Genomic DNA, 26421 nt, shown 5'->3' on the forward strand with positions numbered 1-26421 from the left:
AGGAACGCGTCTTTTTTATTTAAAAGGCCATCTTATGATTTGAATTAATTATAGGTTAAAAGGGAGCAAAATCAGGTTCAACTAAAAAGCAACGAATGTCGGAGTTTATACTTTTTCTTGATTTTTTGCACATCCGGTAAAAGTTCCACCAGAACATGCAAAATCAAGAAAAACATCTAACAAAAGAAGCGTCTCAAAAGACGCTTCAAAACAATTAAATTATCGCAGATTAACGGGCTGTAAGACCCCCACTTCAAGAAGTTGAATAAAACAAAAATTTCTAAGTAGGGGATCAACAGCCCGTAAAGGCCCGATTGGTTCAACTAACAATCAGTGGGGGATGAAAGAACCCCCCACTGATTGAAGTTTCACTTTATACATAACCCCATATCATACAAAGTAGTGTACCAAAAACGGTAACTAGTGCTATGAAAATGGCGTAATATAGGTTCGTGTAGATAGACCCTCTATCTCCAGTTTCACCAGCGTGCATAAATACAACTAGCTGAAGAGCTGCTTGTATAAAGGCAGTAATAAGAAGAATTGTCATGCCTACTGAAAATGACATGTCAGAGAAGTAAACCATAAGAGCTACTATCGTAAGGATTAGTGAAAATACAAAACCCATGACTTGTTTACGCGGAAATAATTCACTCATGTTTACATCAATCCTTTCAGGTAGATGAAGCTAAAGATGAAGATCCATACAACATCTAGGAAATGCCAATAAAGTGAGAAAATAAATGATTTATTAGCAGTCTCGGGAGTCAATCCACGTTTCCGAATTTGTAGGATAATCGCTGTACCCCAAAGTAATCCAAATGTAACGTGCCCTCCATGAGTTCCTAATGTTGTTAATAGGATCGCTGTAAATGCACTAGTTTGTAGTCCGGCGCCAACGTGATAAAAGTGATTAAACTCAAAAATCTCGACGCTTAAGAATACTAGACCAAGCAGAAGGGTGATCCCCAAAAATGCCATCATAGCCTTCTGTTTTCCGAGACGCATGGCATGAATTGCTAATCCAATCGTAAAGCTGCTGGTTAACAGTACAAATGTTTCAATCAGTAGTGGTGCTATTTCAAAAATATCTGCTCCAGTTGGACCGTTACCTGTACGATCCACTAATGTAAAATATGCTGCAAAAAGTGTACCGAAAAGCATAATTTCGGCACCTATAAAAATCCAAAATCCTAATATATTTGCTTGATTTTGCCCTGTGCTATATTCAAGAGGCAGCGAGTTATCTATTTTCATAATTTAAGCACCTCGCGATGTTTCAGTTTTTTGAATCTCATTTACAGAGATGTAACGACCGTGATCGTTCTCAAATGAACGATAAGCCATACAAGCAAAAATTCCAATTGTTGTTACGATGGCAGGAATCCACATTCCGAATATAAATGAGAATCCCCATGCAAAGAAAATACAGCCTAAAATAAAAGGAACACCGCTGTTATTTGGCATATGAATTTTTTCATAATAACCAGTGAATAATTCATGTCCACGTTTCTTAGCATCCCAGAAAGGTTCAAGTGAATTAACTTGAGGTGTCATTGCAAAGTTATACTCTGGTACTGGACTATGAGTAGCCCACTCTAGTGTACGTGCATTCCATGGGTCTGAACCGACATCTCTTGAAGCGTAACGAGTACTGTAGTAAACGTTATAAACGATTAAACAGAAACCGATAGCAAGACCAACGGCCCCGACCATTGAAATCATATTATAAATTCCAAAACCAGTAGATTCAGAGTAAGTGTACATACGACGTGCTTGACCGTCTAATCCAGAGAAAAACATTGGCATAAATGCTAAAAGAGTACTCATGGAAATAACCCATGCTTCCACTTTACCAATTTTGTCATTCAATTTGAAACCGAACATTTTTGGCCAATAGTAATGGAGACCAGCAAGCATACCAAACACGACACCAGGAATAATAACCATGTGGAAGTGAGCGACTAAGAACATCGTATTATGGTATTGGTAGTCGGCGGCTGACATTCCAAGCATAACTCCAGTAACCCCACCGATTGTGAAAATCGGAATGAACAATAATGAATAAAGCATTGGAGTGGTAATGACGATCTTACCTTTCCAAAGTGTAAATAACCAGTTGAATATCTTAACTCCTGTTGGAACAGCAATCGCCATTGTTGTGATCGAAAAGATACTGTTCGTTAGAGCCCCTTGCCCCATTGTAAAGAAATGGTGTGTCCAAACCAAGAATGATAATAGAGAGATTATAACCATTGAGCCAACCATTGATTTATAGCCATATAGATTGCGGCGTGAAAAGGTTGAGATAATCTCACTATAAATACCAAATGCCGGTAGAATTAAGATGTACACTTCAGGATGTCCCCAAACCCAGAAGAAGTTCGCCCAAAGCATATCCATACCGCCATTTGCTGTAGTAAAGAAGTTTGTTGCAAATAAACGGTCCATTGTTCCCATAAGGAGTGCCACTGTTAATACTGGGAAAGCGAATACGATAATTATATTTGCCACTAAGGAAGACCATGTGAACATTGGCATTTTCATTAAAGTCATACCAGGTGCTCTCATTTTGAGAATGGTGGTAATCATATTAATACCAGTCATTAATGTACCAAGTCCGGAAATCTGAAGAGCAAACATATAATAGTTTGTTCCTACTGATTCACTAAATTCGTTACTTGCAAGCGGGAAATAAGAAGTCCAACCTGCATCGGGAGATCCACCAACGACGAAAGAGATGTTTAATAACATCGCTCCCATAAAAAATAACCAAAAGCTCAGCGCGTTTAGTCTTGGGAAAGCTACGTCACGAGCACCAATTTGTAATGGAACGACGAAGTTCATGAAGGCCATAATGAAGGGCATGGCCATAAAGATGATCATAACGATCCCATGTGTAGTGAATATTTCATTATAGTGCTGAGCATCTAACAGCGTGTTTTCAGGCGCCGCTAGTTGAGCACGCATCATAATTGCATCTGCCCCACCCCTGAAAAGCATTAATAGAGCAGATATTAAATACATAATCCCAATTCGTTTGTGGTCAACAGTGGTTAACCATTCACGCCACAGATATCCCCATTTTTTAAAATAGGTTAATCCTGCGAAAATTGCTATAACAGTTAGCCCAATGGCAACCATCGATGCATAAATAGCAGGACTTGGATGCGGTACGGCAAATCGATCAAAGTAATCCATACATTTGTGACTCCTTTCAGGAATGCTTCTTATATGAAACTAGCTTTTGTTTTTAGATTTAGATAAATTTAATATTTGTTGTGTTCAGAATGTTCTGAGTTAGATGCCCTATTAGTATGTTTATTATGTTTCTTTGGAGGCGGTAAGAATTCTAAATGAGTTCCAGTAAACGTGGACTGCCCAACGATACTTGGTTTTAATAATTCAACGAATTTTTCTTCAGTAAGAGGTTCCGCTGATTCTTTTACTTCCTCTACCCATTCATCGAATTCTGCTTGAGGTATTGCTGTGACATTGAATGTATTTTCAGCAAATCCTTTTCCACTAAAGCTAGCATTTCGACCCATATATTCACCTGGAGCGTCTGCAGCCAAGTGCAAAGTGGTTAACATGTCAGCCATTGCGTATTTTTGTCCTCCAAGTTGTGGAATCCAGAAACTTGTGATTGGTCCATATGAATAAAGTTTAAATTCAAGTGCACGATCTGTTGGGATATATAAGTAATTAACTGTTTCAATATTCTCTTCTGGATAACTAAAATGCCACTTCCAATTTGATGTAGAAGCATATACAATTAATGGCTCTTTATCTTCATACCCTTTCGGTGCTGACTCGACGATATTGTTACTTTGAACGGATACAAAGGAAAGGTAAGCGACAATTAAAACTGGAATCCCCACACAAATCACTTCAACCCATATATTTCCTTCAATGTGGGGTGGTTCATAATCTTCACGTTGTTTTGAAGCACGATATTTTACCAGCATAATAATTAAAATAACGAAAACAACAAGGACAATTACCGACATAATTCCAATCGATAACATAATGTCACTTGCTTGCCTTTCAGCTTGGGGCCCTTTAGGATCCAAAACCAATAGTGGTTCACATCCTGTTAACATGATGACAATAGTAAAAATGATGGTTAGAAAAGACCATTTTTTTTTCATAGTGAAACTCCTTTGCTTTTTTAAGTTCTAGTGAAAAATGAAATGGTTTTAATAGGTTACCTGATTCACAATTGATTTTTATATTAATGACCCTAATTTTTAAATGCAATTAAATGTGAGATATTTCACCAATTGTTCAAATTAGAAAAAATTTTTTTAAAGGGATATTTAGCTATTCAAAAATCATAAAATACCTTGGTAAAAGGGCTTTTAATATGAGTTAAAGATGAAGGGAAATGGTGTAATAAAATAAAGTGGATGGTGGAATTTCTTGAAAAATGGACGGATACAAGCATTGCTATTTATTTTATAGTGATAATTTTGATGAAATAATATATTTGGGCATTTTTGATAGACTGTTTTATAAAGTAAAGAGGTGGCCTATGATGGGATCCCAAAATTGTTATGCACGATTCACTTTTGCTAGAGAGAATGAAGATACCATAAATGAAGGAGTACAAAGGTTTACGGATGCACTAAACTCAACCAGATAAAGATAGAGAATCATGATTTCATTCATGAATCTCTTTTTTTAAAAAATAAGTATAACTTTTCTTGAGTTTGAGAATTGTCTAGTTCCAGCGCCTACCCCCGACGTACAGGACGTACTAGTGTCGACAATGCGACAGGACAAGGAAAGCATCGTCAGCGATACATCGCACGACCAAAAGGGAGCTTTTGGGAGGACGTCGCGCTTTTGTCGACCTCGAGGTCATTAGTCAGTCCGCCAAGAAAGTTAAAGAACAACTTTCCCGTCGGCCTGTCTTATGCTTGTCGGGGGTGAGCACAAAGGAAAGCTTCCTTGAATAAACTTCGCAGAAACAATTTGATCTGTAATTGTTTCGAAGGCGCTTGCGCTTTTCTTATGTTCTAAGAATAAAAGGATGGGGAAAAAAGTATTGAAGTGGATGATTGAAAAATATTTAAATTCATTATGATAGTAGAGTAGGTTACCGACAAATCACATTAACCCTAAAAAAATGGTTGGGTACGTGAGATGATTCACAATTATTTTGTTTAGTTTTTTATTAGTAACTTTTTATTGCAGATTCACGTGCAGTAAGACTCCTACTTCAAAACTTTAGATGAATCGAAGAAGTTTAGGAGGGAGATCAAAAACAATAAGGGAGGCGGAGTAGATGAACTTTGCAAAATTAATAGATCTCTCTCACCTTTTTCCAACAATAAAGAAATCATTATTTTGTGTCAAGAAGCACAATAATATAGCTTTACATCTGTATGTGTAAATCCTACATGGTAAGTCTTTCAGCAGAACTTTTGCGAGATTCAGAGGTAAACGTGTGTACGGTTATAGGATTTCCGTTAGGTGCGAACATTCAAGAAACAAAGGTATTTAAAACAGAAAATGCCATTAAAAATGGAGCTGCAGAAGTAGATACAGTAATAAATATCGGGGCAGAAATACGATCAGTTGTGGATGCTGCAGAATGAAAAACTCTAGTTAAAGTTATTATTGAGGCCTGTCTATTAACTAATGAAGAAAAAGTACGAGTATGTGAATTGTCTATAAAAGCTGGGGCAGATTATGTCAAGATTTCAACAGGTTATTCTTTGTACGGAGCTACTGTAGAAGATGTTGCGATAATGAGAAAGCAGTTGGACCAAATGTTGGGGTTAAAGCATCAGGGGGAGTTCGTAACAAGGTTGATATAAAATCAATGGTTGATGCAGGTGCATCCAGGATAGGTACTAGTTCTGCCATAAAGATATTGGGACTATACTTAGATAGATTCTTTCAATCTACCGAAAAAATTAATCAAGTATAATGATTAAAGACTCTGTATCTAAATGGAGGCCATTATATATGGCGAATGTGAATCAAAGTGTAAGGGTTGCGGTTATTCAAGCTGCATCAATTATTATGGATCGTGATGCCACCATAGATAAAGCAGTTAGTTTAATAAAAAAAGCAGGAGAAAAAGGTGCTCAAATTGTTGTTTTCCAGAGGCTTTTATTCCAGCATATCCTAGAGGATTATCTTTTGGCACTGTAATAGGAAGCCGTATGGACGATGGAAGGAAAGATTGGTATCCACATTGGGAGAACTCGATTCCTGTTCCTGGTGAATATTTGAATTATTAAAAAGTAAGTATAATTTCTTATCGACAAAAGTAAAGAAACCCTTCGCTCTATTTAGAATTGAAGCGAAGGGTATTTAGATTTAACCTTACAGAACCTAGTAAATCAATGTTTCAGAAGTAAGAGGCAGTTCCCAGAAGCGAAGAGAACTTTTGGTGGTCACTGGAGAATTCCAACGCACTATTTTAATATCACATTAGAAAAGACAAGAGCAAGAAAACTTGTTATAAAAGATATTGATGAAAGAACAACTCGCGCTGTAGATGATATCTGTGATAAGATTAATCCTTTACAATAAGAGTTTACTATTAAAGAAACTTAATAAAGAAATATATTGAGGGTTGACCAGAAGTCAGTAAATAACTGCCTTTTGATCAACCCCCATTTACTTTACCAATTATTCCGCTTTTTCCCTATGATCCCTATTTCCTTTAATATGCTTTCGAAAAGGGAATCATTTTCAGCTTTTAAAGCATCCTCCGTACAAGAAGAATGTGGTTTATAGTCTAAATCTTGTGCGCTCTGTAGAGTAGATTCTTCAAGAAAATTTGTTGCATTTGATGTTTCAAAACATAAAGGGGCAATGTAAGTTTTATAAGTATGTTCCAGAATAACCCTTGTTTCTCCAGATGGTTTAGTTGTCCATGGTATAAAAAAACTGGCAATAACAACTATACAAATGAATACAATCATCCAAATGAATAATCTATTTTTCTTTTTTTTCATAAGTTGACCCCTTTGAGATTAGTATACTAGCATCTTTGATGATGTCATCAAAGGGAACAGTGATCCCATTATAATCTTTTACTACTTTACCCTCTTGATCTATAAGATAAAAAGAGGTACCGTGTATGACTTGGGTATCTGTATCTGGTTTTTGTACAATGGTCTTAAAATTCTTTAAGGCATAATCTTCAATAAAATCTTGTGAGTACCCCGTTAATAAGTGCCAGTTTGATAAGTCAGCATTAAATTTTAAAGCATACTCTTTTAGCCTCTCAGGTGTATCAACAGCTGGGTCAACACTGAATGAAACGATTTCTACTTCTAATCCTTTTTCTTTTAAAAGCCCTTGAAGTTTGGTCATATTCGCAGTCATAGGTGGACAAACTGTTGCGCAATTCGTAAAGATAAAATCAGCAATCCGTACTTTCCCTTTTAAATCATCCAACCCCATTTCTTTACCCTCTTCAGTAACAGCTGATAAATCCTCTATTTTCCAATTAAGAGGATCTTTAATTCCTTGCCCACAACCGACAAGTACGAGGCTAAGGAGTAAAACTGAAGTACACAAGAAATTCCCTCTCATATGTTAGCCTCCTTTTTTATTAGTCATTTTTTAAAGTCATTAGGTAATAAACTACTAAAATCAAGAACATATACAATGAATAGAATGGACTCCATAATGAACGGAATTCAAACAAATAAAAAATAGGCATACCCTAACCACTCCCCCTGCTTACTATCATAATTAAAATTTATTAGAAATAACCATCCAATCCTTAACTACTTTACTCGTCCACTTTTTGAAACGTACGAATCTGAAAAACGGTTTCTTGGAGAAAGGCATTAGCTGCCATAAAGGTTCATGGGTCTTTCATGCGATCTAAAAAATGTGATGCAAGATTCACTTTTGCTAGAGAGAATGAAGAGACCATAAATGAAGGATCAATTACCGGACAGTTAGTGGAATAAATAATATTGACCTTCACATGATGTGATGGTTTATAGTTAAACCAAGATAAGAAAAAATTTTAAAGAGGTGCTTATAAATGCATATTAGTGAATTAGCTCGAAGAACGGGAGTAAGCCTTCGCTCTTTACGATATTATGAAGAAAAGGATACCATGTGCTGATTGGATGTAGGGATGCAGAAAAAGGGGAAAAGACTGTTACAGAAATGTATAAAAATGGACTGATTGTTGATCTACAAGTAGTCGATGCAAATGATGCAGACAGCATCGAACAGATGATTAAACTAGTAAAAAATGAGTATGGTAGACTAGATGTACTTGTGAATAATGCTGGAATTATCCTTGACAGGGGAGTTTCTATTTTAAAAGTAGAAGAGTCAATGGTAAAAGAGACCTTTGAAACGAATTTCTTTGGAGGCCTAAGGTTGATTCAAGCAAGTGTTCCTTTAATGAAAGAACAAGGTTATGGGAGGATAGTAAATCTTTCCTCTGGTTTAGGGGCATTTGAATTTCTTCAGGGATTTGGGGGGTTGAAAGGATCATCGGGAGCATACCGTATATCCAAAACAATGTTAAACGCTTTAACATGTCTAGTTGCACAAGAATTATCCGAACCAAATATCAAAGTAAATGCAGTTTGCCCAGGACGTGTTCGTACCGATACGGGAGGCCAAGATGCCCTAGTTCTGTCGTTGAAGGTGCGGATACTGCTTAATTTCTGTATGTCCTAAACGCTGATGAGGCTCTTTTACTCTTACACCAGCTTCAACTAAAAATCAAGAAAAGGGCAATCTGCTCTTTCTTTGTCTCGTATCGCTGGGCGATATAGCTTGCAAATAAATCTAAAAACCTTCACAATTTAATAGAAAAGGAGGTCCGATATGCGAAGCGATATACAAACGAATGAACGAGCTTTTTCTTCTAAGGAAGTGGCAGAAGAAGTGGGGATTGCAACACCCACTGTTCGAAAGTATGGCCAAATCTTGGAGCGGAATGGATATGAGTTTTTAAAAAATGGAGATCGGCGTATTTTTGTTCAATCAGACATCGGAGCGCTAATAGCGTTACGCGATACGGACAAGCCACTAGACGATACAGCTAAAGGCCTTGTGGATCAACAAAAGGAAAGATTAGAAGAATCCAATAAAACAGAGGTTGCGATACCCGATAAATATGAAAATTTACCCCAAGACCCCAATCAATTAAAAGAGATTTTAATGTTTTTAGTCAATGAACTCGCAGCCACGCGTGAAATGAATGTCCAACTGACAAATGATATGTCTGAGCTTAAAATAACGGTTTCCCGGCTCCAGCAAGATCATCATGTTATAAGTTCTAGTATTGGAAATTCAACTAAAAAAACACATGCTAAAATTGAAAAATTAACAGAACAACAAAATACCAATTACGAAACATTACTGCAACTAGAAAAACAAAAAAGTGAATTCTTACAAAAGGAAATACAAAATATGCGGGACGAACAGAAAAAAGAATGGAGTTCACAAAATGATTTTAATAAACGATTAGAAGAAGAGATACAAAAACCTAAAGAAAAATGGGGAAGGCTTTTCTCTATATTCCGAAAATAGGAGGTTGAGATCCTCAATCCAAAACAAGAGTCATCCTTTACAGAGTATCACAAGAAAGGGGGGTACCAACCCTTTTTTTGATTCGTATCGGTTGGCGATATAACTTACAAATAAATCCCCAAAACCATCATCTTTAAGAAAGGGGATAAGCGATATGATATATATCGGAATGAACGAGCATTCTTTTACAAGGAAGTGAGAAAAAGAGTAGGGACTGGAACACCGCTGTCCGAGAGTTCGGACGAAGTGGATATGAGTTTTAAAAGATGAAGATTGGCTTATCATTGTTAAATCAGATATCGAAGCACTTATAGCGTTACGCAATACGGACAAGCCACTAGACGATTCACTAAAAACCTTGTGTTTCTACAAAAAGAAAGATTAGAAGTACCAATGAAACAGAGATTGCGATACCCGATATAAATATACCCCTCGATTCTATTCCCTATCTTTACGATATTTAAGTAGTAAATTAGAGTTAATGATTATTTAACCAAATAAAAAGGAGAAATTCCTTTGTTCTGAATATTAGGATTCACTATTTTGCAAGTTTCAACAAATTCCCGGGAAATATCTACAAATTATGAGTAGATATCGACAAAAATTAGAAGCATTTAAATAACTCAACTTTCGCACATAGAAAAATCTAATGAGCCCTTGATATAACTTGGCAAAGTCTCAAACCATTGTGCTAATTGACTGTTTAAAGTTTTCGTGCTCAAAGAAACACTGTCTTTCGACATTGTTTTAAATAATTCTAGTAACTGTTGTAAAGCTGTAAGCATATCTAGATCTTTTATATCATCGCACATCAAGAAAAAAAGATGCCCTATTGTCTTTGGATCCTGTTCATTTCTTCTGTTCCATTCAAGAAGGATATAACGTGTAAAAACCAGTGTTGTATGACCAATCATGGTGTCGTAAGATCTTCCTTGAAATTCTTTCGCTAACTTTAATAATGATTTTGTGCATTTAAAGAAGGTTTTAATGTCCCAACGCATCCCATAAATTCTAACGACTTCTTCATCCGAAAGAGCAGTATCAGTCGTAAGAATCGCCAGCCATTCGCTCTTCTTATTGCGATTTCTAACAAAAACAATCTTAACCGGAGTCCGGTTGTCGGTATGAAGACATACTTGAATAGAACCTAAAATATCCTTCTTTTGAAGAGTAGGTCGAACTAATTTGAATAAATCTTCTAGTTTCAAAAGTTTATCGTTATATTGATAGCGTTGCTTCATTTGTTTGACCATGCCAATCACGAATAAGCCTTTTTCAAAGATAGATTCGATTAAAGGTGCATGTGTAAACCATGTGTCCATTAAAACATAGTCAGCAACTAACCCTTTGTCTAAGGCGTTTTGAATTAGTGTTGCCGCAACTTCAGGCTTAGGTCGAATGGCTTCCTTACGACGTTTGAATCCTGAAGTTCTTTTGTCAATAGATGAATCAAGTTCACAATAACGGTTTGATTTATTCGCCGAACTTAGCAATGCAAAATCAACTGGTATGAAGAGCCGTCTGACCAACCTAGTGTTAACATGGAGAACCCTTTAATGAACTTATGACTCACATGATCATGAACACGTGATAGTAGCTCAACACATTTACTACGATTACGTGAAAAGACCGAATCATCAACGATAAAGACAGATATTCTCTCTGATTAAGTGAGTTTTTGAAAACGCTGAGTGACATCAGACGAAAGGGACGATAAAAACTTACGCCAATTGAATGTTGGTACTTTTAAAAATCGATAAATCACATCTTTTCCGGGTAGATCGGCTGCTTGTTTACTTAAACCAGCTTGGTACCAGGTACGATGTTCAAAAACTAAAAGAAACAAAAGTTGAAAAATAGAAAGACATGAAAAACCAAGTCTTTTTGTAATCCCGGCACTACGCAAGTGATTACCAATATTTAGTTCCGAAAAACTGCTTTTCATAGCTTGTGAGAGATGGACAAAAGCCGATTTCTTAGATAACATATTTGGTGACACCTTTCTTTGGTTAATTGGTTTGGTCACCATTATTTTACCAAAAGAAACGGTGTCTTTCTTTTTATCTGTACACAAAATGCAGTGAAAAACAAATTGATATTATTTTAGGCAATAGAGAAGATATCATACAGCTTTAAGACTAAAATTCAACTGCGAAAGTTGAGTAAATAACTATAAACTCAGATTCATTTTTTGTGAAATTGCAAATGGTGTCAGGTGATTATATAGGTAACTATAAAAAAAAGAAACAAATAGTCCTTCTCTATTCCATTAAAGGGCCATATAATGGTGCGAAACGCTTCTAACCTAACTTGGGAGTGGTCACATTACCTAGATACAGAGTCTCCTGGGGCATGAAAAGAGTGAAACAACAATACTCTATGCTCATCTCAGTGGGAAATTAAGACAGGATTTATATGGCAAGTATTTTTGAATCGGGACAAATTGTGGAGCAACCACGAATACGGTAAATGATGTCAAAGTAGGATTATAATAAATAACTCAACTTTCGCAGCTCGGCCCGTTCAATACTCTTGATACAGAAAGTTTGCACACAAATTCCAGTGAATTGCAAGACGTGAAATAAAGTAATTATAATTTTATAATTACTATTGATTACATTTAAGGAGTGGAGGTATATTTATGGAGCCATTAAAAAATAAAGTAGTAATAGTAACCGGCAGTAGTAGAGGGATTGGTGCAGCTACGGCTGTTTTACTAGCACAAGCAGGAGCCGATGTTGTAGTTAACTATCATAGTTCTGAAAAAGAAGCTTTAAAGGTTCTTGCTGAAGTAGAAACAACAGGGCGAAAAGGGAAGGTTATACAAGCTGATGTTAGAACGACGGAAGGTGTAAAGGCTCTAGTTGATGAGACCATTCGTGAATTTGGGAAGGTTGACATTCTTATAAACAATGCAAATATTGACTTTGCGATCAAGCCTTTCACGGAAATGAGTTGGGAAGAATTCTCCTATAAGTTAAATAATGAAATGGGCTCAGCTTTTCAACTATGCCAAGAAGTAGTTCCCCATATGGAAAAGCAAGGAGGAGGAAAAATTGTATTAATATCCAGTTCTCTATCCCGGACTCCTTCACAGGAATTCATTGCTCATGGTACAGCCAAAGCAGCCATTACTACATTTGCCAAATACTTAGCACAAGAACTAGGACCTAAAAATATTGTAACCAATGTTATTTCTCCTGGTTTAGTCTTAACGGATGCAACAAAAGACGGATCTTCAGAAATGCATGAGATGCTTAGAAACTTAACACCATTACAACGTGTGGCAAAACCGGAAGATATCGCCGGAGCTATTTTAAGTTTGGTAGCTAACTGGAATGGGCATATAAATGGTGCTTATATTCCGGTTAATGGTGGAATTGACATGAGTTAATGTAAAAACAAGAAAACGAAACAGAAAAAGAAGAGACTTCAACATTTAAGGAAAACTGGATATTAATCCAACTTCCGATAACGGGATTTATATAAATAAAATGAGTTTAAAGTATGAATCAGTTTCATTATTAAGTATGATTTAAAAATTCCCTTTTTTGTTATTATTTAATTAATATTTAACAAATGGGGGATGGAATATAAAGCTTAAGGTTCAAGGGGTTTCTGAACTGGTTTTGCAGGTAGAATCAATGGCTAGAGCAATGGGAATTATTTGTATCCTTAGTAGTCAAAGAGAAAACAGTAAGAGAGTTAATACCAAAAAATTAATGAAAGTTTTCAAAAATGCGGCGGGGCAGAAAAAGCTCTAGAAGCTATTGATGCTTTTGTGCAAAACAAAAAATGAGGAGTAGAGTAAGAAACTGATATAAAAGGGATAGCTTACGCTATCTCTTTTACTTTCAGTTCCTCCTAGTCAAACCGTACGTGAGGTTTTCCCTTATACGGCTTTCCGACGTGTTTCATCTTTAATAAAGTTGTTGATTTGAAATAAAGTCGCGATGTTTATAAAAAAGATGCGAAGCTTTACCCCTTTGGATATTATTGATTTATCAATAATTTTTGTAAGAGGTGATTTCATGAAATTAAATCATTTAAATTTGATTGCCAATTACGTTGAAGCTTTATGGGCGTTCTTAGAAACATATTTTAATATGAGGTGTGTTGGTAGCCGTGGAAAAGGATTTGCTGCTATGTTTGATGATGATCAATTTGTATTAACTTTGATGAAAGGAAAAGATGTTCAGTATCCTAAGACATTTCATTCCCGAGACCTGAAACCATTTTGACACCACATATGCCCCTACTAGAACGCCCCAACCGTTTTTTAACCCTGCATCAATGCCGAACAGTCTTTCAACAATATTCGGTCCATCAACAACGGCGAGGGAAAAGGCAATCAAAGCTATTAAGTACGGGAAGGTAGACAATGTGTTTTCCAAATAAACCATTCCGATCATGTCACTTTCATTGATAGAAAAATTAGGATGGTAGCAATGAACGTATTCTAAATGGCTTGAAGTATCTTCTTTGTTTTCTGTCCATCATGGACGTCAGCAGGCGCCACTATCAGCGCCAATATATAGTTAAATGTTAGCTCGAAAAATAACTTTGCAAGCTTTAACGCAATTGAGAAGAGCATAAAGGCGATAATCCCGAGCGTGACGAAAATTGTAAACCAATTGATCGAGTAACGGAAATAATACTCGTTATTCCACTCTAGTCCAGATTGATCTAATTTTTCGGCACGGTATTCACCGATGTTATTAAGGGGAAGCATATATTTTGAAATCTCTTGTCCTTCACTGGAAATGCCTTCTGTATCTATTCCATATTTCTCACGGACATTGATATTCGCAATTTTGCTAGGCGGTGTACTGTTTGGAACAGTCAAGTCCGTTGTAGACCAATTGTTTTTATCAATTTCCGTCAAGTCGTTGACGTTTCGTTGAATAGAGCCACTTAGTGTTGATTCATCGTTTGGATACAGTGCATCCACTTTTACAGCGTCAATCGCTGTGTCTGTAAATTCATTTGCCTTGTCCATTCTACTGTTCAGCAGAAGTACGATGATACGGGCAATAAAAATGTTTATTGCGAATCCTTCACGGTCGAATTTCTTGTTGAAAATCAGTAAATATCCTGTATAAAGAAGGGAAAAGGCTAACAAAATGTACAGGAATGGTCTGATGGAATCAAAAAATGCCACAATCTCAGGATTGTTAAAAAAGGACTTAATCAATAAAATGTCATCGGTTAGGTTTTCAAGCATGTCCACAATCCATGCCAGCCCTTGAACCAATACCCAAGCGATCCATCTGATAATGTCTGTGAAAATGTTCGAAACGCTAAGGTAATCCTGGAACTCTTCAAGTTTAAGAGCAATTTCTTCATTACTTATTAGAATCACCTGTAGAGTTTGACATCATTTTAATAAAGAGAGCCAATTCTTCTTGTTGCCGAATGCCTTCATATCTTTCTAAATCGAATTCGTCATATACAGTTCCGTCTTTGATAAAGTAGAGTGTGTTTACACATGGCATTTCAGAACGAAATGGGTTTTTACTCAAAAATGAGGCCCCTTTACTCTTACACCAGCTTCAACTAAAAATCAAGAAAAGGGCAATCTGCTCTTTCTTTGTCTCGTATCGGTTGGCGATATAACTTGCAAATAAATCCCCAAAACCATCATCTTTAAGAAAGGGGATAAGCGATATGATATACATCGGAATGAACGAGCATTCTTTTACAAGGAAGTGGAAAAAAGAGTAGGGACTGGAACACCGCTGTCCGAGAGTTCGGACGAAATGGATATGAGTTTTAAAAGATGAAGATTGGCTTATCATTGTTAAATAAGATATCGAAGCGCTTATAGCGTTACGCAATACGGACAAGCCACTAGACGATTCACTAAAAACCTTGTGTTTCTACAAAAAGAAAGATTAGAAGTACCTTAGGAAACCAAATAAAAAGGAGAAATTCCTTTGTTCTGAATATTAGGATTCACTATTTTTCAAATTTCAACAAATTCCCGGGAAATATCTACAAATTATGAGTAGATATCGACAAAAATTAGAAGCATTTAAATAACTATAAACTCAGTTTTATTTATTAATAATAAGTTCATGGGCGTAAATATTCCTGGTAGTGTTAATTTCTGTATGTCCTTGCTGAGGCTCCTTTACTCCTACACCAGCTTCAACTAAAAATAGAATTCCTCAAGAAAGGGGAATCTGCTCTTTCTTTGTCTCGTATCGCTGGGCGATATAGCTTGCAAATAAATCTAAAAACCTTCACAATTTAATAGAAAAGGAGGTCCGATATGCGAAGCGATATACAAACGAATGAACGAGCTTTTTCTTCTAAGGAAGTGGCAGAAGAAGTGGGGATTGCAACACCCACTGTTCGAAAGTATGGCCAAATCTTGGAGCGGAATGGATATGAGTTTTTAAAAGATGGAGATCGGCGTATTTTTGTTCAATCAGACATCGGAGCGCTAATAGCATCACGCGATACGGACAAGCCGCTAGACGATACAGCTAAAGGCCATGTCCTGGAATGTGGCGAAAACTTTTTACCGTACCAGCATCAGAGTATAAACGTACAACAAAATGAATCGATTCAGGTGCTCTTGCTACAAAGCTCCAAAACCTATCAGGATCAATAAGGTGAGCTTGCTTTAATAAATTCCGGAAATCGTATCGCATCACGAACAGCAAAAACAGGAATGTGATTACATAAAAGGTCAAAAACACCTTCTTCTGTATAAAATTTTGTAGCTAAACCACGTACATTTCTAGATGTATCAGGTGTTCCTTTCACACCGACGGCTAACGAGAAGCGAACCATAACAGGAACATTCAGATTAGAATGTTGCAAAAAGCTCAGTTTTGTATGTTCGGACATCGAATAGATCGTTTGAAAATAACCAAATGCACCAGATCCTTTTACATGAACAGGTCTTTCTAAAATCTTTTCATGAATAAATTCTTGTAAGGTTTCGTGTAGTACACTATCTTGTTCCAGTACAGGTCCACGAGAGCCGATCGTCTGGGAATGAAGTTTAGCTGACCCATTGGTGAGGTCTCGATTCTCATAATGGCTTTCCTCTAATGAAGTTTGCCTCTGTTTATGATGTTTTTCATTCATTATTATAGCCTCCAAAAACTAATTTCCATCAATTGTTACTAAATATGATTTTTAAGGCTCGAATATGTATCTTCTTCTTTTATTTTCAACATTCATTAGAAATATAGTTTCTTAAAGTCAGAAGCATTTTTCAGGAAATTGCAATTTAAGTGAATTTGAACCGATATGTGAATAGACCGCTAGTTAAAGAAAACTCCTATGCAGCGGACCTTTTTGAACATGTAGAATTATGAAAAGATGAATATGAAGAAGGAAAAGCTTTTTTAAATAGAAGCATATTTTTGTGTGATAAAAGGAACAGAACTTTTTTAAGCCTTTCAAATAAACGTAAGAGGTTAAGTTACATCCTGAATTTATTTTCAGAACTTAGATTGCCAGACAATATAGGTTTTGCACTTGACTTTCTTAAGATGATAAAAGAGCAGGTGGAATTTTGTTTGCAAATATTATAAAGGTAGTTTGGTTGCTGAATGATGACTTAGGGTTTGGTGGGTATAGAAAAATAAAAGATGCAAACGTTTGATGAACGATTTAATGAGATTGAACTAATTGAAGAACTATATAGCGACTTAAAGAAAAAACAACAGGTACTTATGGATAATCACTAAAGTTCTGCATAATTTCTGCACTTTTATTTTGTATATTAAATAGAGGGCTTAATAAGTAGGATTATAGCAGCAACGATAAAACAGAAGAACAAGAAAATGAAGCAACAGAATCTAGTCAGCCATTAAACAATAAAAATAAAAGAGGGGAATAGATGTAAATTTGTCTCTAATAAATTTTATCAGTTTACTAAGTCATTAAACTATAATTGGTAGAATTTTTGTGAATTAATACAAACTTAAGCTTCGAAACAAAGAAAAAAGGTATAATGGTTAAAAATAATAAGGGGAGGAATGAATCTTAAATGAAAATAAAAGGATTAATCATTACTTTGATAACGGCAGTTATACTAACTGCTTGCGGCAGCACAGATAAAGATGAAGCAAAGCTTGTAAAAGAAACAGATGACATTAAGGCCTTGGTAAATGATTATAGTTTAGGGAATAAAACGGCACAAAATGCCTCCATTACGTCACAAGAACTCATTGTGACTGAAAATGATGGAAATAAAACTTCTTATGATTTACCTAAAGGTGAGTTTTTTGTTTCGATTGCACCTTACGTGAATGAAACCCATCCATGAACGAATCATAGCTTGACAGGTTGTCAAGCTGAACTTGCAAATAAAGAGTTTAATTTATACATTGAAGACGAGGATGGCAATGTTATCCGAGATGAAATGATCACCTCCCCATCTAATGGATTTATTGATTTGTGGCTCCCGCGGGATAAAACCTTTCAGATCAAAATAGAGCACGATGGAAAAATAGCAGAGTCAAAGCTATCTACATTTGAAGGTGACCCAACCTGTATTACAACGATGAAGTTGATGCAGTAAAATAAATGATGCAAGAGGACAAGTCCTCTTGCATCATTTTTGTTTTCAAAAGTGAATAAGATTTGTCTGTCAGATTAATTCTAAGGGGTTTAGCCCACAGGTACAGACGCTCTATCCCGGCTACCGTTAAAATAAAACCATATAAAAAATGATCAACCAGAAATATCTGGCGGATCTCATAATACGAAGGGTGCGCTACTAAAAGAAGGATTACTGCTGGAAAAACTCACTTAATTGAGAGGTTTTATATATTTTATATCACATTTACTGTCATCAAAAGTCGTAGGTAAAATGAAGTAGTAGAGGTATTTCTATACTATTAATTCCATTAGTAGATTTGTAAAAAAACGTAAGGAAAAAGATCGAATTTTGTTAACACAATCTTTATTAAACTATAAATATATCTACATACTGGTTCAATATTCCTCTCATAGAATATATTTGAATACATATTTTAGATAGGAGATGAAGAAAATGAGCAAAAAATTACTATTAAGTGCAGGGATAGCCTTTTCGTTGTTTTTCAGCCCATTCAGTCAGGCGTTTGCTGCAGAACCAACAGTAGGCGAAAGAAAACAAGTGGAAAATATAGCACACCGTGGTGCAGCAGGTTATGCACCTGAAAATACGATTGCTGCTTTTGATCTAGCAGTTGAGATGAAAGCCGATTATATTGAAATCGATGTTCAAAGAAGTAAAGATGGTGAATTAGTAGTGATCCATGATACAACAGTGGATCGTACAACAGATGGAACGGGAAAAGTAGGAGATTTAACATTTGAACAACTTAGAAATCTTGATGCAGGTAGTTGGAAAGGGGAACAATTTGCAGGAGAACTAATTCCAACATTTGAAGAGGTTCTTGATCGTTACCATGGAAAAGCTGGAATTTTAATAGAATTAAAGGCTCCAGAGCTTTACCCTGGTATTGAAGAACAAGTGGCAGAAGCATTAAAAGAACGAAATCTGGATAAGCCGCAAAATGAAAAAATCATTATACAATCTTTTAACTTTGAATCAATTAAAAAAATGGACCAGCTTCTTCCTAAAGTTCCAATCGGTGTATTAACTTCTAACCCTAAAGATACAACACCGGAAGCTTTACAAGAATTTTCAACCTATGCGGATTGGTTTAACCCAAGCTATGGAATTGTGACAGAAGAATTAGTAAATCAAATCCACTCTCTTGGCATGAAAATTGGATCTTGGACAGTGCGTAGTCAGGAAGCAGCAGACTTTCTATTTGAAATGAAGGTGGACGCAATCATTTCTGATTATCCGGATTATGTAGATCCTAGAAAGTAAATTAATATTCTTAGAAAAAGGCTGACCCTAAAAAGTCGTAAAAATCGACCTTTTGGGTCAGCCTCTTCTAGAATTATAGGTTAATGTTACCCCTTAGCTGATACTTCTATATTTTGTTTGGATAGCTGATTTTTATGCAACCATTCATAAATGATCGGAATAATAATTAAGCTGTTGATGTTTGAAGTTATCATTCCGCCAATTACCACAATACCGAGCGTTTGAGAAATGACCGTATCCGCATTATGTGAAAAGGCAAGTGGTAATAAAGTAAGGATTGTTGCTGCTGCTGTCATTAAAATCGGTCTAATCCTTGAAAGAGTACCACTTAAAACTGCCTCTTTAATTGGCATTCCTTCTTTTCGATTTCTTTCAATTTTGTCAATTAACACAATACCATTTGTTACTACAATACAAGTAAGCATCAGAACACCAATTAATGCTGCTAAATTCCATTCACCTTGGAATAGAATTAATGCTATTACAACACCACTTAAAGCAAGGGGAATGCTTAAAAGTACTGATAATGGTGCTATCCATCCTTTGAAGATAAAAGAAGTAATGAGTAATACTAAAAGTATAGAAAATGAAACGGCAATGGACATATCGAAAATCATTTGTTTAACTTGTTCAGAGATTCCTCCCAATGAATACGTTACATCATTTGGAAGTTTCATGTTGCTTAGGGTTTGGTCCACCTGATTTGAAACTTTACTAATATCATTTGATGTAATTTGTGCTGTAACAAGGGAGAATGGTTGACCATCTCTTTCGCTAATAGTTGAAGGAGATTGATCTTTTGCAAACTTAGGTATTTGATCAAACTAATCTCCTCATATCCGAGCATCCCCAATCACTTATTTAAAATAAACCCAAATGGTCTTATCGTTCTCTGCAGCAAATTCAAGAATAATACTCCTATCAAGTTGGGCATGCTAAGTATATAAAATGCACTTGTACGTTCCCTTAATAAAAGATTAATAATCCATTAAAATGAAAAATAAATACAAAATTCGCTTCATAGAATTAGAACTAAAAGTAAAGGAATAGCGTATTTTTACCAATTTTTATCGCAGATTAACGGGCAGTAAGACCCCCACTTCAAGGTTGCGAGAGAATTAAAGAAACCTAAGTGGGGTATCAACTGCCCGTAAAGGCCCATAAAATGAACACAGACTAAAAGCGCCACATCGTGTGGCAACGTCTGCGTGACCCACTTCCTGTGGGCCGCAACTAACCATCAGTGGGGGATGAAAGCCGACTAAGTACGCCACGTCCTGTGGCAACGTCGGCACTAGCACGTCCTGTGCGTCGAAAAACCCCCACTGATGGAAGTTTCACTTTATTTAGAATCTTTAAGGATAGAAAGTGAATAAATAGAAATACTATTTAAATGCAGAGGGTAACGTAAGGGGGGAGCTGTCTTGTTCAATCAGATAATAAAAGTTGTTCCCAATTTATTTACGATCGGAAATTTATTATGCGGTGTAATCTCAATTACCTTTAATATGAGTGGATTTTTGGAAGTATCCTCCATTTTTATTTTCTTATCAGCTGTTCTAGATCTTCTTGATGGAAGGATTGCGAGAAAATTAAAAGTGAACAGTGAGTTTGGCGTAGAATTAGATTCCTTAGCTGATATTGTTAGTTTCGGAGTTGCTCCAGCACTTCTATTTCATTCGATAGCATCTCCATCAATTTTAACTTCTTTAGCATTTATCCTTTTTCCAACGATGGGGGCATTAAGATTAGCGAAGTTTAGTGTTAAACCAACTATTGGGTATTTTAAAGGATTACCAATTCCAGCTGCTGGATTGACATTAGCGGGTATGGGATTTTTTTTATTTAGTAATGCATGGATTACCTTAATCCTCGCACTCTTAATGGTAAGTCCAATTAGGGTTAAAAAACTATAATTATGATCTTTCATTGAAAAAAGCTAGAGTAACCTTTGTAAAGGACATTTTAAAAGGGTATAGCTTTTTTATTTTATCCATAAACCTTTTGGTTATCTTAATAAATGATTAAGAATTCATTAAGATGATATTTTTTAATTTCTTGCTTGTTGATTGAAATGTTACAACTTATATTAGAAAAGTATTCTATTTGAAAATGGGGAAATTATATAAAAGATACTTTCAGGCTAGTTAGAAGGGATGAGTTTGAAGTTATGGTATAGGAATTCCACAGGGAGAAATAGAAAATACATTTGAGCGTTTTTACCGAGTAGACAAGGCGAGGAGCAGAGAAACAGGAGGCTCTGGTTTAGGACTTCATATTGCAAAAAGTATTATGAAATTGCACAAAGGCGAAATTAAAATTATAAGTAAAGAAGGGGTAGATACAGAAGTAAGGTTATTCTTCCCCATATAAAAAGCTGACGAGACCTCGTACTAGTGGGTTTGTCTATATTAAAAATAATAAATTTTTTTCTTGGTTTATTTATTATTATGTTGAATGCTCAGCTTGTCTTCCACGCAAACCAGGAGCAATTTATGAAAATAACAAATAAGGCTGCATAAGTCTGACAGGCCGTGACTTTTTATCTCATTGCCCGTCAGGCTTTTTTGTATCTCCTCGGCCAATTATGTGATATAACAAATCTTAAAGAGGGGGGCCATCACATTCATGGCTAAAATAAGATACGAAAATTACGATAATGTTAGTACTACTAAAAGTTTTAGTGATATGCTGCTCTGGTCAAAAGAAAGGCGAGCTAAAAAGAAGGACTTAACGGTTCAAATTCCTCAACATGATGCAAAGGAAATTAAGAGACTTTACGAAAATCGTACTGAGTCTTCAATCACTTGGATTGGACATTCGACATTTCTTATTCAGTTGAATGGTGTCAACATATTGACCGATCCTGTATGGGCTAGGCGGATGGGATTTCAAAAACGAATGACAGAGCCTGGTATTCCTATCGATGAGTTGCCTAATATCGATGTAGTATTTATCTCGCATGGTCATTACGATCATCTTGATTTTGGCACGATTAAGAAGTTAAAAGGCAATCCAGCTTTTTATGTTCCGATTGGTTTGAAGTCAGCTTTTACACAACGTGGATATCTAAATGTAACCGAAGCAAGCTGGTGGGATGAATTTAGTTTTCGTTCATTGAACATGATATTCGTTCCGGCACAGCATTGGACAAAAAGAAGCTTAACAGATACAAATACCTCTCATTGGGGCGGCTGGGTACTTGTAGATAGAATATCTGACGAGCGAATTTATTTTGTGGGTGATACAGGATATTTCCGGGGATTTAAAGAAATTGGTGAAAAATTTGACCTTGATATTGTCTTAATGCCAATTGGTGCGTATGAACCTGAGTGGTTTATGAAAGACTCTCATATTAATCCAGAGGATGCGATCAAAGCATTTTTAGAATTAGAAGGAAAAACATTTATACCGATGCATTATGGGGCTTACCGACTAGCTAATGATACTGGGCCAGAGGCACTTGAACGGATGTATAAAGAATGGGATAGGCTAGAGCTAACAAAAGAAGCATTAACCGTTTTAAAATTGGGTGAAACGTTGTGGTTAAAATAATGACCCTTCATTTCATGGGGTGTTCTTGATTTGTGTGACTTGGTCTATGAAAACGTTACCATTACCCAATAAACAAAAAGATCAGGAATAATGAAGTATCTCCTGATCTATTAATTCAACATTATTTATACTTAAAGGTTAATAATACAACCTTCCCCATGACTTGAAACTTTATTTTTATCTATAATTGTTATGGATCGGCTGGAATAAATCCTCTTCTGTTTTTCTAACTACTGAAAAATGGTCAACATTGTAATGACCATGTAGGATTTTATTATGATGTTTTATAATTTGTTCAGCTGATAATGTTAAGCTACTAGTTGTGGAATGTCCATCTTCAACAAGTGTAACATCAAATCCACTTACGGTAGCAGCTCTTACAGCCGTATCAATGCAGTACTCTGTTTTGCATCCCATTATGATTAGATGTTCGATTTGGTTATCATGAAGTACCTCTAATAATGGTGTTCCATAGAATGAATTCGTCGCTTTTTTATTAAATATCTTGGCAGAAGTAGGTACTTGGATTTCTTTATGAATTTCAAATCCATCTCCTTTGCCCTCTGCAACATCTAGGTCTCGTATGAATAATACTAAGTGGCCCATCTCCGTCGCTTTTTCTATAACTGCATTAATATTGTTGAGAAGATCATCTTTATTGAATACACATTGCTCACCATCTTTACCTTCAATAAGTTCTTGTTGTGCATCAATAACCAATAATGCTTGGTTCAATAAAAAAACCCCTTTACATTAAAATAAAAAACCGTACCACCATCTCCTTATTTTTATTTGCATAAAAACCGCCCCCTTTACATGTTCTAATAAAAGATATTCGCATTTGAATCATAAAGTCCTGCATGCAATAAATTTTTGTGAGCAATTTTTCCATTCCAGTGAATCAGCGTTAGTACTATCATGAAATGAACCATTTTGGGCACGAATCTCACTTATTCGTTACCGCTAATCTGTTAATTTCTTTAGTATCAATTGTATACAATGGAGTATCCTTATTGATTATTACTTTCCCTATATGTCCTTCCTTGAGAGTAATTTTCCCCCATTTAACAATTATTTTTTTCGCATGGGCACTTTCCAATGGTGAAAATAGAGTCCCGATCAAAAGTAGCACTGTCAATAAGCTAACAATCCTTTTTAAAATCAAAACCTCCTAATATTTACATATAATGAAAATTTTACTATTAATATCTTAATATTTCTAAATATTAACAGAAAAATATTGTGAATTATTTGTATAAATAACATAAATAACTTTTTTCACGCTATACACATAAGAACGATTAACAGGTGATTTACAAAACATTAGCCTAATTAAAAAACGAAATTAATAAGTTGCTGATACACTATTGTTGCCTTAATTAAAAAGGAGGGAACGGTTTATGGGAATGAAAAATGCAATAATAGGTTTATCGATCATTTGTATGATGATTCCAAGTTTTGTTGCACCTACAGAGGCTTCGGGTTCTGTAACCCAGAAAGAAAAGGATAGTATTGTAGCAGATTGGAAATTTTCAAAAGAACATGTGAAAGCCGGCTCAATTGAAAACGGGAATTTAATTATTGAAGATGCAAGTAAAAATGGGAATGATTTAGAGTTAGTGACGATTGGAGATAAATCATCACCAGAATTAGACAATATGATGAAGTGGTCTGAAGAAGATTATTATGATCAAGAAAATGTTGACAGCTTACAATTTGCTAATTATAAAAATGCTCCTGTAGGAAGATATTTCAAAACGATTAATGATGCACCTATTAATACGGAACAATTTAAAATTGGATTTACAATAGAAACTATTTTTAAATTACCAAGTAATTTCGATTATCGTTTACATAGCTGGATGGGAATGCTAACTAGACAAGGGCAGGCTGCTGACCTTGGCAAGATAGAAGGCGAGAAAGAAATACTTACTACATTATCTATATCTAACGCTCAAGAAGTCCAATGGACAAGCCATTCAACTAATCTAGACTATAATGTGACTAACTGGTCTCGTTCTTTAAATAGTGATGAATGGTACCATTTGGCGGTAGTTAATGACGGGCAAACGACGACTTTAACAGTGAATAGTGTCAGCGATTACGGAAAATCAGAAGTAGTGAAAGGCATTGCATCTGTAGAGGGTAAAGGCTGGAACATTGGTGCTTCTGAGTGGGCAAATGAATTAGATTCACTTTTTGCAGGCAACATCCAAGAAATAAGAATTGCTAATGAGGCATTGAATGAAAAAGAATGGCTTATTCAAGATGCTCGTGATGATCAACCAGTTGAAGGAACAAACGATAAAATTCCATTCCTAACAGATAAAAATAATTATAATTTTCTTTTTGTTCCAGATACGCAGAAATACTCAAATCTCAATCCGGAGATTTTTAACAGCCAAATGAAATGGATTGCTAATAACAGCAAAAAGAATCAAATTGTAATGAACGCATTTGTCGGAGACATTGTTGATTGGGATACAGAAATACAATGGAAAAATTCTCTCGAAGCCATTTCCTATTTAGATAAAAAAGACACTCCATATATGATTGCTGCAGGGAATCATGATTATGCGAGTGGGGACCCTTTCTTAACATATTATGGACCAGAACGATTTAAGAATAAAGAGTACTATAAAGGAAGTTCTCCTTCTGGATATGGGTCTTATGCAATAGTTAAGGCGGGGAGCTACGAATATTTATTCTTAATGGTGGATATGAAAAACTTAGAAAATGACTTAGAATGGTCAAAAAGTGTTTTGAATCAACATAAAAATAGACCGACTATTATCGTTTCCCACGATATTATATATCCTGACTATGAAAATAATAAACCTATTGCCGAAGACTCGGATAACGGTCGCCTGATTTGGGATGAACTTGTAAATGATCACAATCAAGTGTTTATGACAGTTAACGGACATTATACAGGTGCAGTTCACAGAGTTAAACAGAACGCTGCAGGAAACGATGTCATTCAAATGCTTGTCGATTACCAGGGAAGTTACAGAGGAGGAAATGGCTGGCTCAGACTTGTGGAATTTGATGAAAAGAAAAACAAAATGTTTTTCCGTACTTACTCTCCATTTATAGATGAAATGTCAAACAAAGAAAGAACGTATGCTGATTTCAAATATTTAACTGATAAACAAAATCTATTTGAATTGGATTTCAATTTTAAACAGAGATTTAACATGAATTAACAAAAAAGATTAAGCAGGTTCCACCAGCCTCACTCAGCCTTTAATAGTCGATCGGGCGCAATCGCTGTACAAGGAGCAGTAGCTTTTTTACTAGGATTGAATGTAAATAATTAAGAAACCCAGCTAATCTTCTTATGTAATGAAGGTAGCTGGGTTTTTAAAACTTGGATGTGCAAAATAACACTTATAATATACGCAAATTATCAGTCAAAGTAACAACCCGGAACCGTGCATGATATGGGATATTTATCTATTTCAAAAAATAAGAAAGTATCT

Annotated in this window: 22 protein-coding genes and 7 pseudogenes; 15 read left to right on the forward strand and 14 right to left on the reverse strand. The window is 35.7% G+C overall.

The window, feature by feature from the left end; translation table 11 throughout:
* Nucleotides 1–373: 373 nt before the first annotated feature.
* The 4 genes from qoxD to qoxA form a co-directional block, all read right to left on the reverse strand.
* The gene (gene qoxD / locus KHA94_RS09320) at nt 374–658 is read right to left on the reverse strand and encodes a cytochrome aa3 quinol oxidase subunit IV (RefSeq protein WP_213101853.1); all 285 of its coding nucleotides are present in this window, start codon (nt 656–658) and stop codon (nt 374–376) included.
* A gap of 2 nt (nt 659–660) precedes the next feature.
* Entirely contained in the window at nt 661–1257 is a 597-nt protein-coding gene (locus KHA94_RS09325) for a cytochrome (ubi)quinol oxidase subunit III (RefSeq protein ID WP_213101854.1), read from the reverse strand.
* Between the two features lie 3 nt (nt 1258–1260).
* Nucleotides 1261–3201 (reverse strand): cytochrome aa3 quinol oxidase subunit I, encoded by a 1941-nt coding sequence (qoxB, locus tag KHA94_RS09330; protein WP_213101855.1) that lies wholly within the window; start codon nt 3199–3201, stop codon nt 1261–1263.
* Between the two features lie 68 nt (nt 3202–3269).
* Nucleotides 3270–4151: a cytochrome aa3 quinol oxidase subunit II gene (qoxA, locus tag KHA94_RS09335; protein WP_213101856.1), complete on the reverse strand. Its 882-nt coding sequence runs from the start codon at nt 4149–4151 to the stop codon at nt 3270–3272.
* A 1139-nt stretch (nt 4152–5290) separates the two neighbouring features.
* Between qoxA and deoC the strand changes: the two are divergent.
* Both deoC and KHA94_RS09345 read left to right on the forward strand, forming a co-directional pair.
* Nucleotides 5291–5938 (forward strand): annotated as a pseudogene (deoC, locus tag KHA94_RS09340) (deoxyribose-phosphate aldolase).
* Nucleotides 5939–5976: 38 nt separating this feature from the next.
* Nucleotides 5977–6239: pseudogene (locus tag KHA94_RS09345) on the forward strand (nitrilase-related carbon-nitrogen hydrolase); the annotation flags it as partial.
* A gap of 402 nt (nt 6240–6641) precedes the next feature.
* Here KHA94_RS09345 and KHA94_RS09350 read toward each other — a convergent pair.
* On the reverse strand, nt 6642–6977 hold the full coding sequence (locus tag KHA94_RS09350) for a hypothetical protein (protein WP_213101857.1): 336 nt from the start codon (nt 6975–6977) through the stop codon (nt 6642–6644).
* Nucleotides 6958–7560: an SCO family protein gene (locus tag KHA94_RS09355; protein WP_213101858.1), complete on the reverse strand. Its 603-nt coding sequence runs from the start codon at nt 7558–7560 to the stop codon at nt 6958–6960. The genes KHA94_RS09350 and KHA94_RS09355 overlap by 20 nt, the downstream gene beginning before the upstream one ends.
* A gap of 463 nt (nt 7561–8023) precedes the next feature.
* Here KHA94_RS09355 and KHA94_RS09360 point away from each other — a divergent pair, with 463 nt between their 5' ends.
* The 3 genes from KHA94_RS09360 (at nt 8024) to KHA94_RS09370 (ending at nt 9534) form a co-directional block, all read left to right on the forward strand.
* Entirely contained in the window at nt 8024–8107 is an 84-nt protein-coding gene (locus KHA94_RS09360) for a MerR family DNA-binding transcriptional regulator (RefSeq protein ID WP_249365455.1), read from the forward strand.
* Nucleotides 8101–8676 (forward strand): SDR family NAD(P)-dependent oxidoreductase, encoded by a 576-nt coding sequence (locus KHA94_RS09365; protein WP_338030733.1) that lies wholly within the window; start codon nt 8101–8103, stop codon nt 8674–8676. The genes KHA94_RS09360 and KHA94_RS09365 overlap by 7 nt, the downstream gene beginning before the upstream one ends.
* A 150-nt stretch (nt 8677–8826) precedes the next feature.
* The gene (locus KHA94_RS09370; RefSeq protein WP_213101859.1) at nt 8827–9534 is read left to right on the forward strand and encodes a hypothetical protein; all 708 of its coding nucleotides are present in this window, start codon (nt 8827–8829) and stop codon (nt 9532–9534) included.
* 623 nt (nt 9535–10157) lie between these two features.
* Here KHA94_RS09370 and KHA94_RS26650 read toward each other — a convergent pair.
* A pseudogene (locus KHA94_RS26650) lies at nt 10158–11521 on the reverse strand (IS4 family transposase).
* A gap of 346 nt (nt 11522–11867) precedes the next feature.
* On the opposite strand from KHA94_RS26650, the pseudogene KHA94_RS26500 reads away from it, so the two are divergent.
* From KHA94_RS26500 to KHA94_RS09385, 3 genes and pseudogenes are all read left to right on the forward strand, one after another.
* Nucleotides 11868–11966: pseudogene (locus KHA94_RS26500) on the forward strand (integrase); the annotation flags it as partial.
* A gap of 209 nt (nt 11967–12175) precedes the next feature.
* Nucleotides 12176–12928, forward strand: a complete 753-nt coding sequence (locus tag KHA94_RS09380; RefSeq protein ID WP_213101860.1) for an SDR family NAD(P)-dependent oxidoreductase — start codon at nt 12176–12178, stop codon at nt 12926–12928.
* Between the two features lie 637 nt (nt 12929–13565).
* The gene (locus KHA94_RS09385) at nt 13566–13775 is read left to right on the forward strand and encodes a hypothetical protein (RefSeq protein WP_249365411.1); all 210 of its coding nucleotides are present in this window, start codon (nt 13566–13568) and stop codon (nt 13773–13775) included.
* On the opposite strand, the gene KHA94_RS26795 is transcribed toward KHA94_RS09385, so the two are convergent.
* The 4 genes and pseudogenes from KHA94_RS26795 to KHA94_RS09405 all read right to left on the reverse strand — a co-directional run.
* Nucleotides 13704–13946, reverse strand: a complete 243-nt coding sequence (locus tag KHA94_RS26795; RefSeq protein ID WP_476695930.1) for a DUF8208 domain-containing protein — start codon at nt 13944–13946, stop codon at nt 13704–13706. The two genes, KHA94_RS09385 and KHA94_RS26795, sit on opposite strands and share 72 nt — an antisense overlap.
* Before the next feature lie 47 nt (nt 13947–13993).
* Nucleotides 13994–14896, reverse strand: coding sequence for a pLS20_p028 family conjugation system transmembrane protein (locus tag KHA94_RS09390; protein ID WP_213101861.1), 903 nt, complete (start codon nt 14894–14896; stop codon nt 13994–13996).
* Nucleotides 14880–15056: a hypothetical protein gene (locus KHA94_RS09395; RefSeq protein WP_213101862.1), complete on the reverse strand. Its 177-nt coding sequence runs from the start codon at nt 15054–15056 to the stop codon at nt 14880–14882. The genes KHA94_RS09390 and KHA94_RS09395 overlap by 17 nt, the downstream gene beginning before the upstream one ends.
* A gap of 972 nt (nt 15057–16028) precedes the next feature.
* Nucleotides 16029–16635 (reverse strand): annotated as a pseudogene (locus KHA94_RS09405) (catalase); the annotation flags it as partial.
* A 424-nt stretch (nt 16636–17059) separates the two neighbouring features.
* Between KHA94_RS09405 and KHA94_RS26505 the strand changes: the two are divergent.
* From KHA94_RS26505 to KHA94_RS09415, 3 genes and pseudogenes are all read left to right on the forward strand, one after another.
* A pseudogene (locus KHA94_RS26505) lies at nt 17060–17243 on the forward strand (nucleoside deaminase); the annotation flags it as partial.
* 302 nt (nt 17244–17545) lie between these two features.
* Complete coding sequence (locus KHA94_RS09410) at nt 17546–18079, forward strand: CueP family metal-binding protein (protein WP_213101863.1); 534 nt, start codon at nt 17546–17548, stop codon at nt 18077–18079.
* A 474-nt stretch (nt 18080–18553) separates the two neighbouring features.
* Nucleotides 18554–19384 (forward strand): glycerophosphodiester phosphodiesterase, encoded by an 831-nt coding sequence (locus tag KHA94_RS09415; RefSeq protein WP_213101864.1) that lies wholly within the window; start codon nt 18554–18556, stop codon nt 19382–19384.
* Nucleotides 19385–19470: 86 nt separating this feature from the next.
* Here the strand turns inward: KHA94_RS09415 and KHA94_RS09420 are convergent, their stop codons facing one another.
* Nucleotides 19471–20199, reverse strand: a complete 729-nt coding sequence (locus KHA94_RS09420) for an efflux RND transporter permease subunit (protein ID WP_338030761.1) — start codon at nt 20197–20199, stop codon at nt 19471–19473.
* A gap of 609 nt (nt 20200–20808) precedes the next feature.
* Here KHA94_RS09420 and pssA point away from each other — a divergent pair.
* From pssA to KHA94_RS09435, 3 genes and pseudogenes are all read left to right on the forward strand, one after another.
* Nucleotides 20809–21300 (forward strand): CDP-diacylglycerol--serine O-phosphatidyltransferase, encoded by a 492-nt coding sequence (pssA, locus tag KHA94_RS09425; RefSeq protein WP_213101865.1) that lies wholly within the window; start codon nt 20809–20811, stop codon nt 21298–21300.
* Nucleotides 21301–21553: 253 nt separating this feature from the next.
* Nucleotides 21554–21757 (forward strand): annotated as a pseudogene (locus KHA94_RS09430) (ATP-binding protein); the annotation flags it as partial.
* A gap of 255 nt (nt 21758–22012) precedes the next feature.
* On the forward strand, nt 22013–22939 hold the full coding sequence (locus KHA94_RS09435; RefSeq protein WP_213101866.1) for an MBL fold metallo-hydrolase: 927 nt from the start codon (nt 22013–22015) through the stop codon (nt 22937–22939).
* Between the two features lie 177 nt (nt 22940–23116).
* On the opposite strand, the gene KHA94_RS09440 is transcribed toward KHA94_RS09435, so the two are convergent.
* Nucleotides 23117–23674, reverse strand: a complete 558-nt coding sequence (locus KHA94_RS09440; RefSeq protein WP_213101867.1) for a cysteine hydrolase family protein — start codon at nt 23672–23674, stop codon at nt 23117–23119.
* Between the two features lie 211 nt (nt 23675–23885).
* Nucleotides 23886–24104: a hypothetical protein gene (locus KHA94_RS09445; protein ID WP_213101868.1), complete on the reverse strand. Its 219-nt coding sequence runs from the start codon at nt 24102–24104 to the stop codon at nt 23886–23888.
* Nucleotides 24105–24339: 235 nt separating this feature from the next.
* Between KHA94_RS09445 and KHA94_RS09450 the strand changes: the two genes are divergently transcribed.
* The gene (locus tag KHA94_RS09450; RefSeq protein WP_249365412.1) at nt 24340–26145 is read left to right on the forward strand and encodes a LamG-like jellyroll fold domain-containing protein; all 1806 of its coding nucleotides are present in this window, start codon (nt 24340–24342) and stop codon (nt 26143–26145) included.
* Nucleotides 26146–26421: the final 276 nt, after the last annotated feature.

This window comes from Cytobacillus citreus (assembly GCF_018343665.1).
Taxonomy (GTDB): domain Bacteria; phylum Bacillota; class Bacilli; order Bacillales; family Cytobacillaceae; genus Cytobacillus; species Cytobacillus citreus.

What these genes read in the sequence shown, in the direction of transcription:
- qoxD (WP_213101853.1), bottom strand. Translation starts at nt 658, where the DNA reads ATGAGTGAATTATTTCCGCGTAAACAAGTCATGGGTTTTGTATTTTCA.
- KHA94_RS09325 (WP_213101854.1), bottom strand. Translation starts at nt 1,257, where the DNA reads ATGAAAATAGATAACTCGCTGCCTCTTGAATATAGCACAGGGCAAAAT.
- qoxB (WP_213101855.1), bottom strand. Translation starts at nt 3,201, where the DNA reads ATGGATTACTTTGATCGATTTGCCGTACCGCATCCAAGTCCTGCTATT.
- qoxA (WP_213101856.1), bottom strand. Translation starts at nt 4,151, where the DNA reads ATGAAAAAAAAATGGTCTTTTCTAACCATCATTTTTACTATTGTCATC.
- KHA94_RS09350 (WP_213101857.1), bottom strand. Translation starts at nt 6,977, where the DNA reads ATGAAAAAAAAGAAAAATAGATTATTCATTTGGATGATTGTATTCATT.
- KHA94_RS09355 (WP_213101858.1), bottom strand. Translation starts at nt 7,560, where the DNA reads ATGAGAGGGAATTTCTTGTGTACTTCAGTTTTACTCCTTAGCCTCGTA.
- KHA94_RS09360 (WP_249365455.1), top strand. Translation starts at nt 8,024, where the DNA reads ATGCATATTAGTGAATTAGCTCGAAGAACGGGAGTAAGCCTTCGCTCT.
- KHA94_RS09370 (WP_213101859.1), top strand. Translation starts at nt 8,827, where the DNA reads ATGCGAAGCGATATACAAACGAATGAACGAGCTTTTTCTTCTAAGGAA.
- KHA94_RS09380 (WP_213101860.1), top strand. Translation starts at nt 12,176, where the DNA reads ATGGAGCCATTAAAAAATAAAGTAGTAATAGTAACCGGCAGTAGTAGA.
- KHA94_RS09385 (WP_249365411.1), top strand. Translation starts at nt 13,566, where the DNA reads ATGAAATTAAATCATTTAAATTTGATTGCCAATTACGTTGAAGCTTTA.
- KHA94_RS26795 (WP_476695930.1), bottom strand. Translation starts at nt 13,946, where the DNA reads ATGATCGGAATGGTTTATTTGGAAAACACATTGTCTACCTTCCCGTAC.
- KHA94_RS09415 (WP_213101864.1), top strand. Translation starts at nt 18,554, where the DNA reads ATGAGCAAAAAATTACTATTAAGTGCAGGGATAGCCTTTTCGTTGTTT.
- KHA94_RS09435 (WP_213101866.1), top strand. Translation starts at nt 22,013, where the DNA reads ATGGCTAAAATAAGATACGAAAATTACGATAATGTTAGTACTACTAAA.
- KHA94_RS09450 (WP_249365412.1), top strand. Translation starts at nt 24,340, where the DNA reads ATGGGAATGAAAAATGCAATAATAGGTTTATCGATCATTTGTATGATG.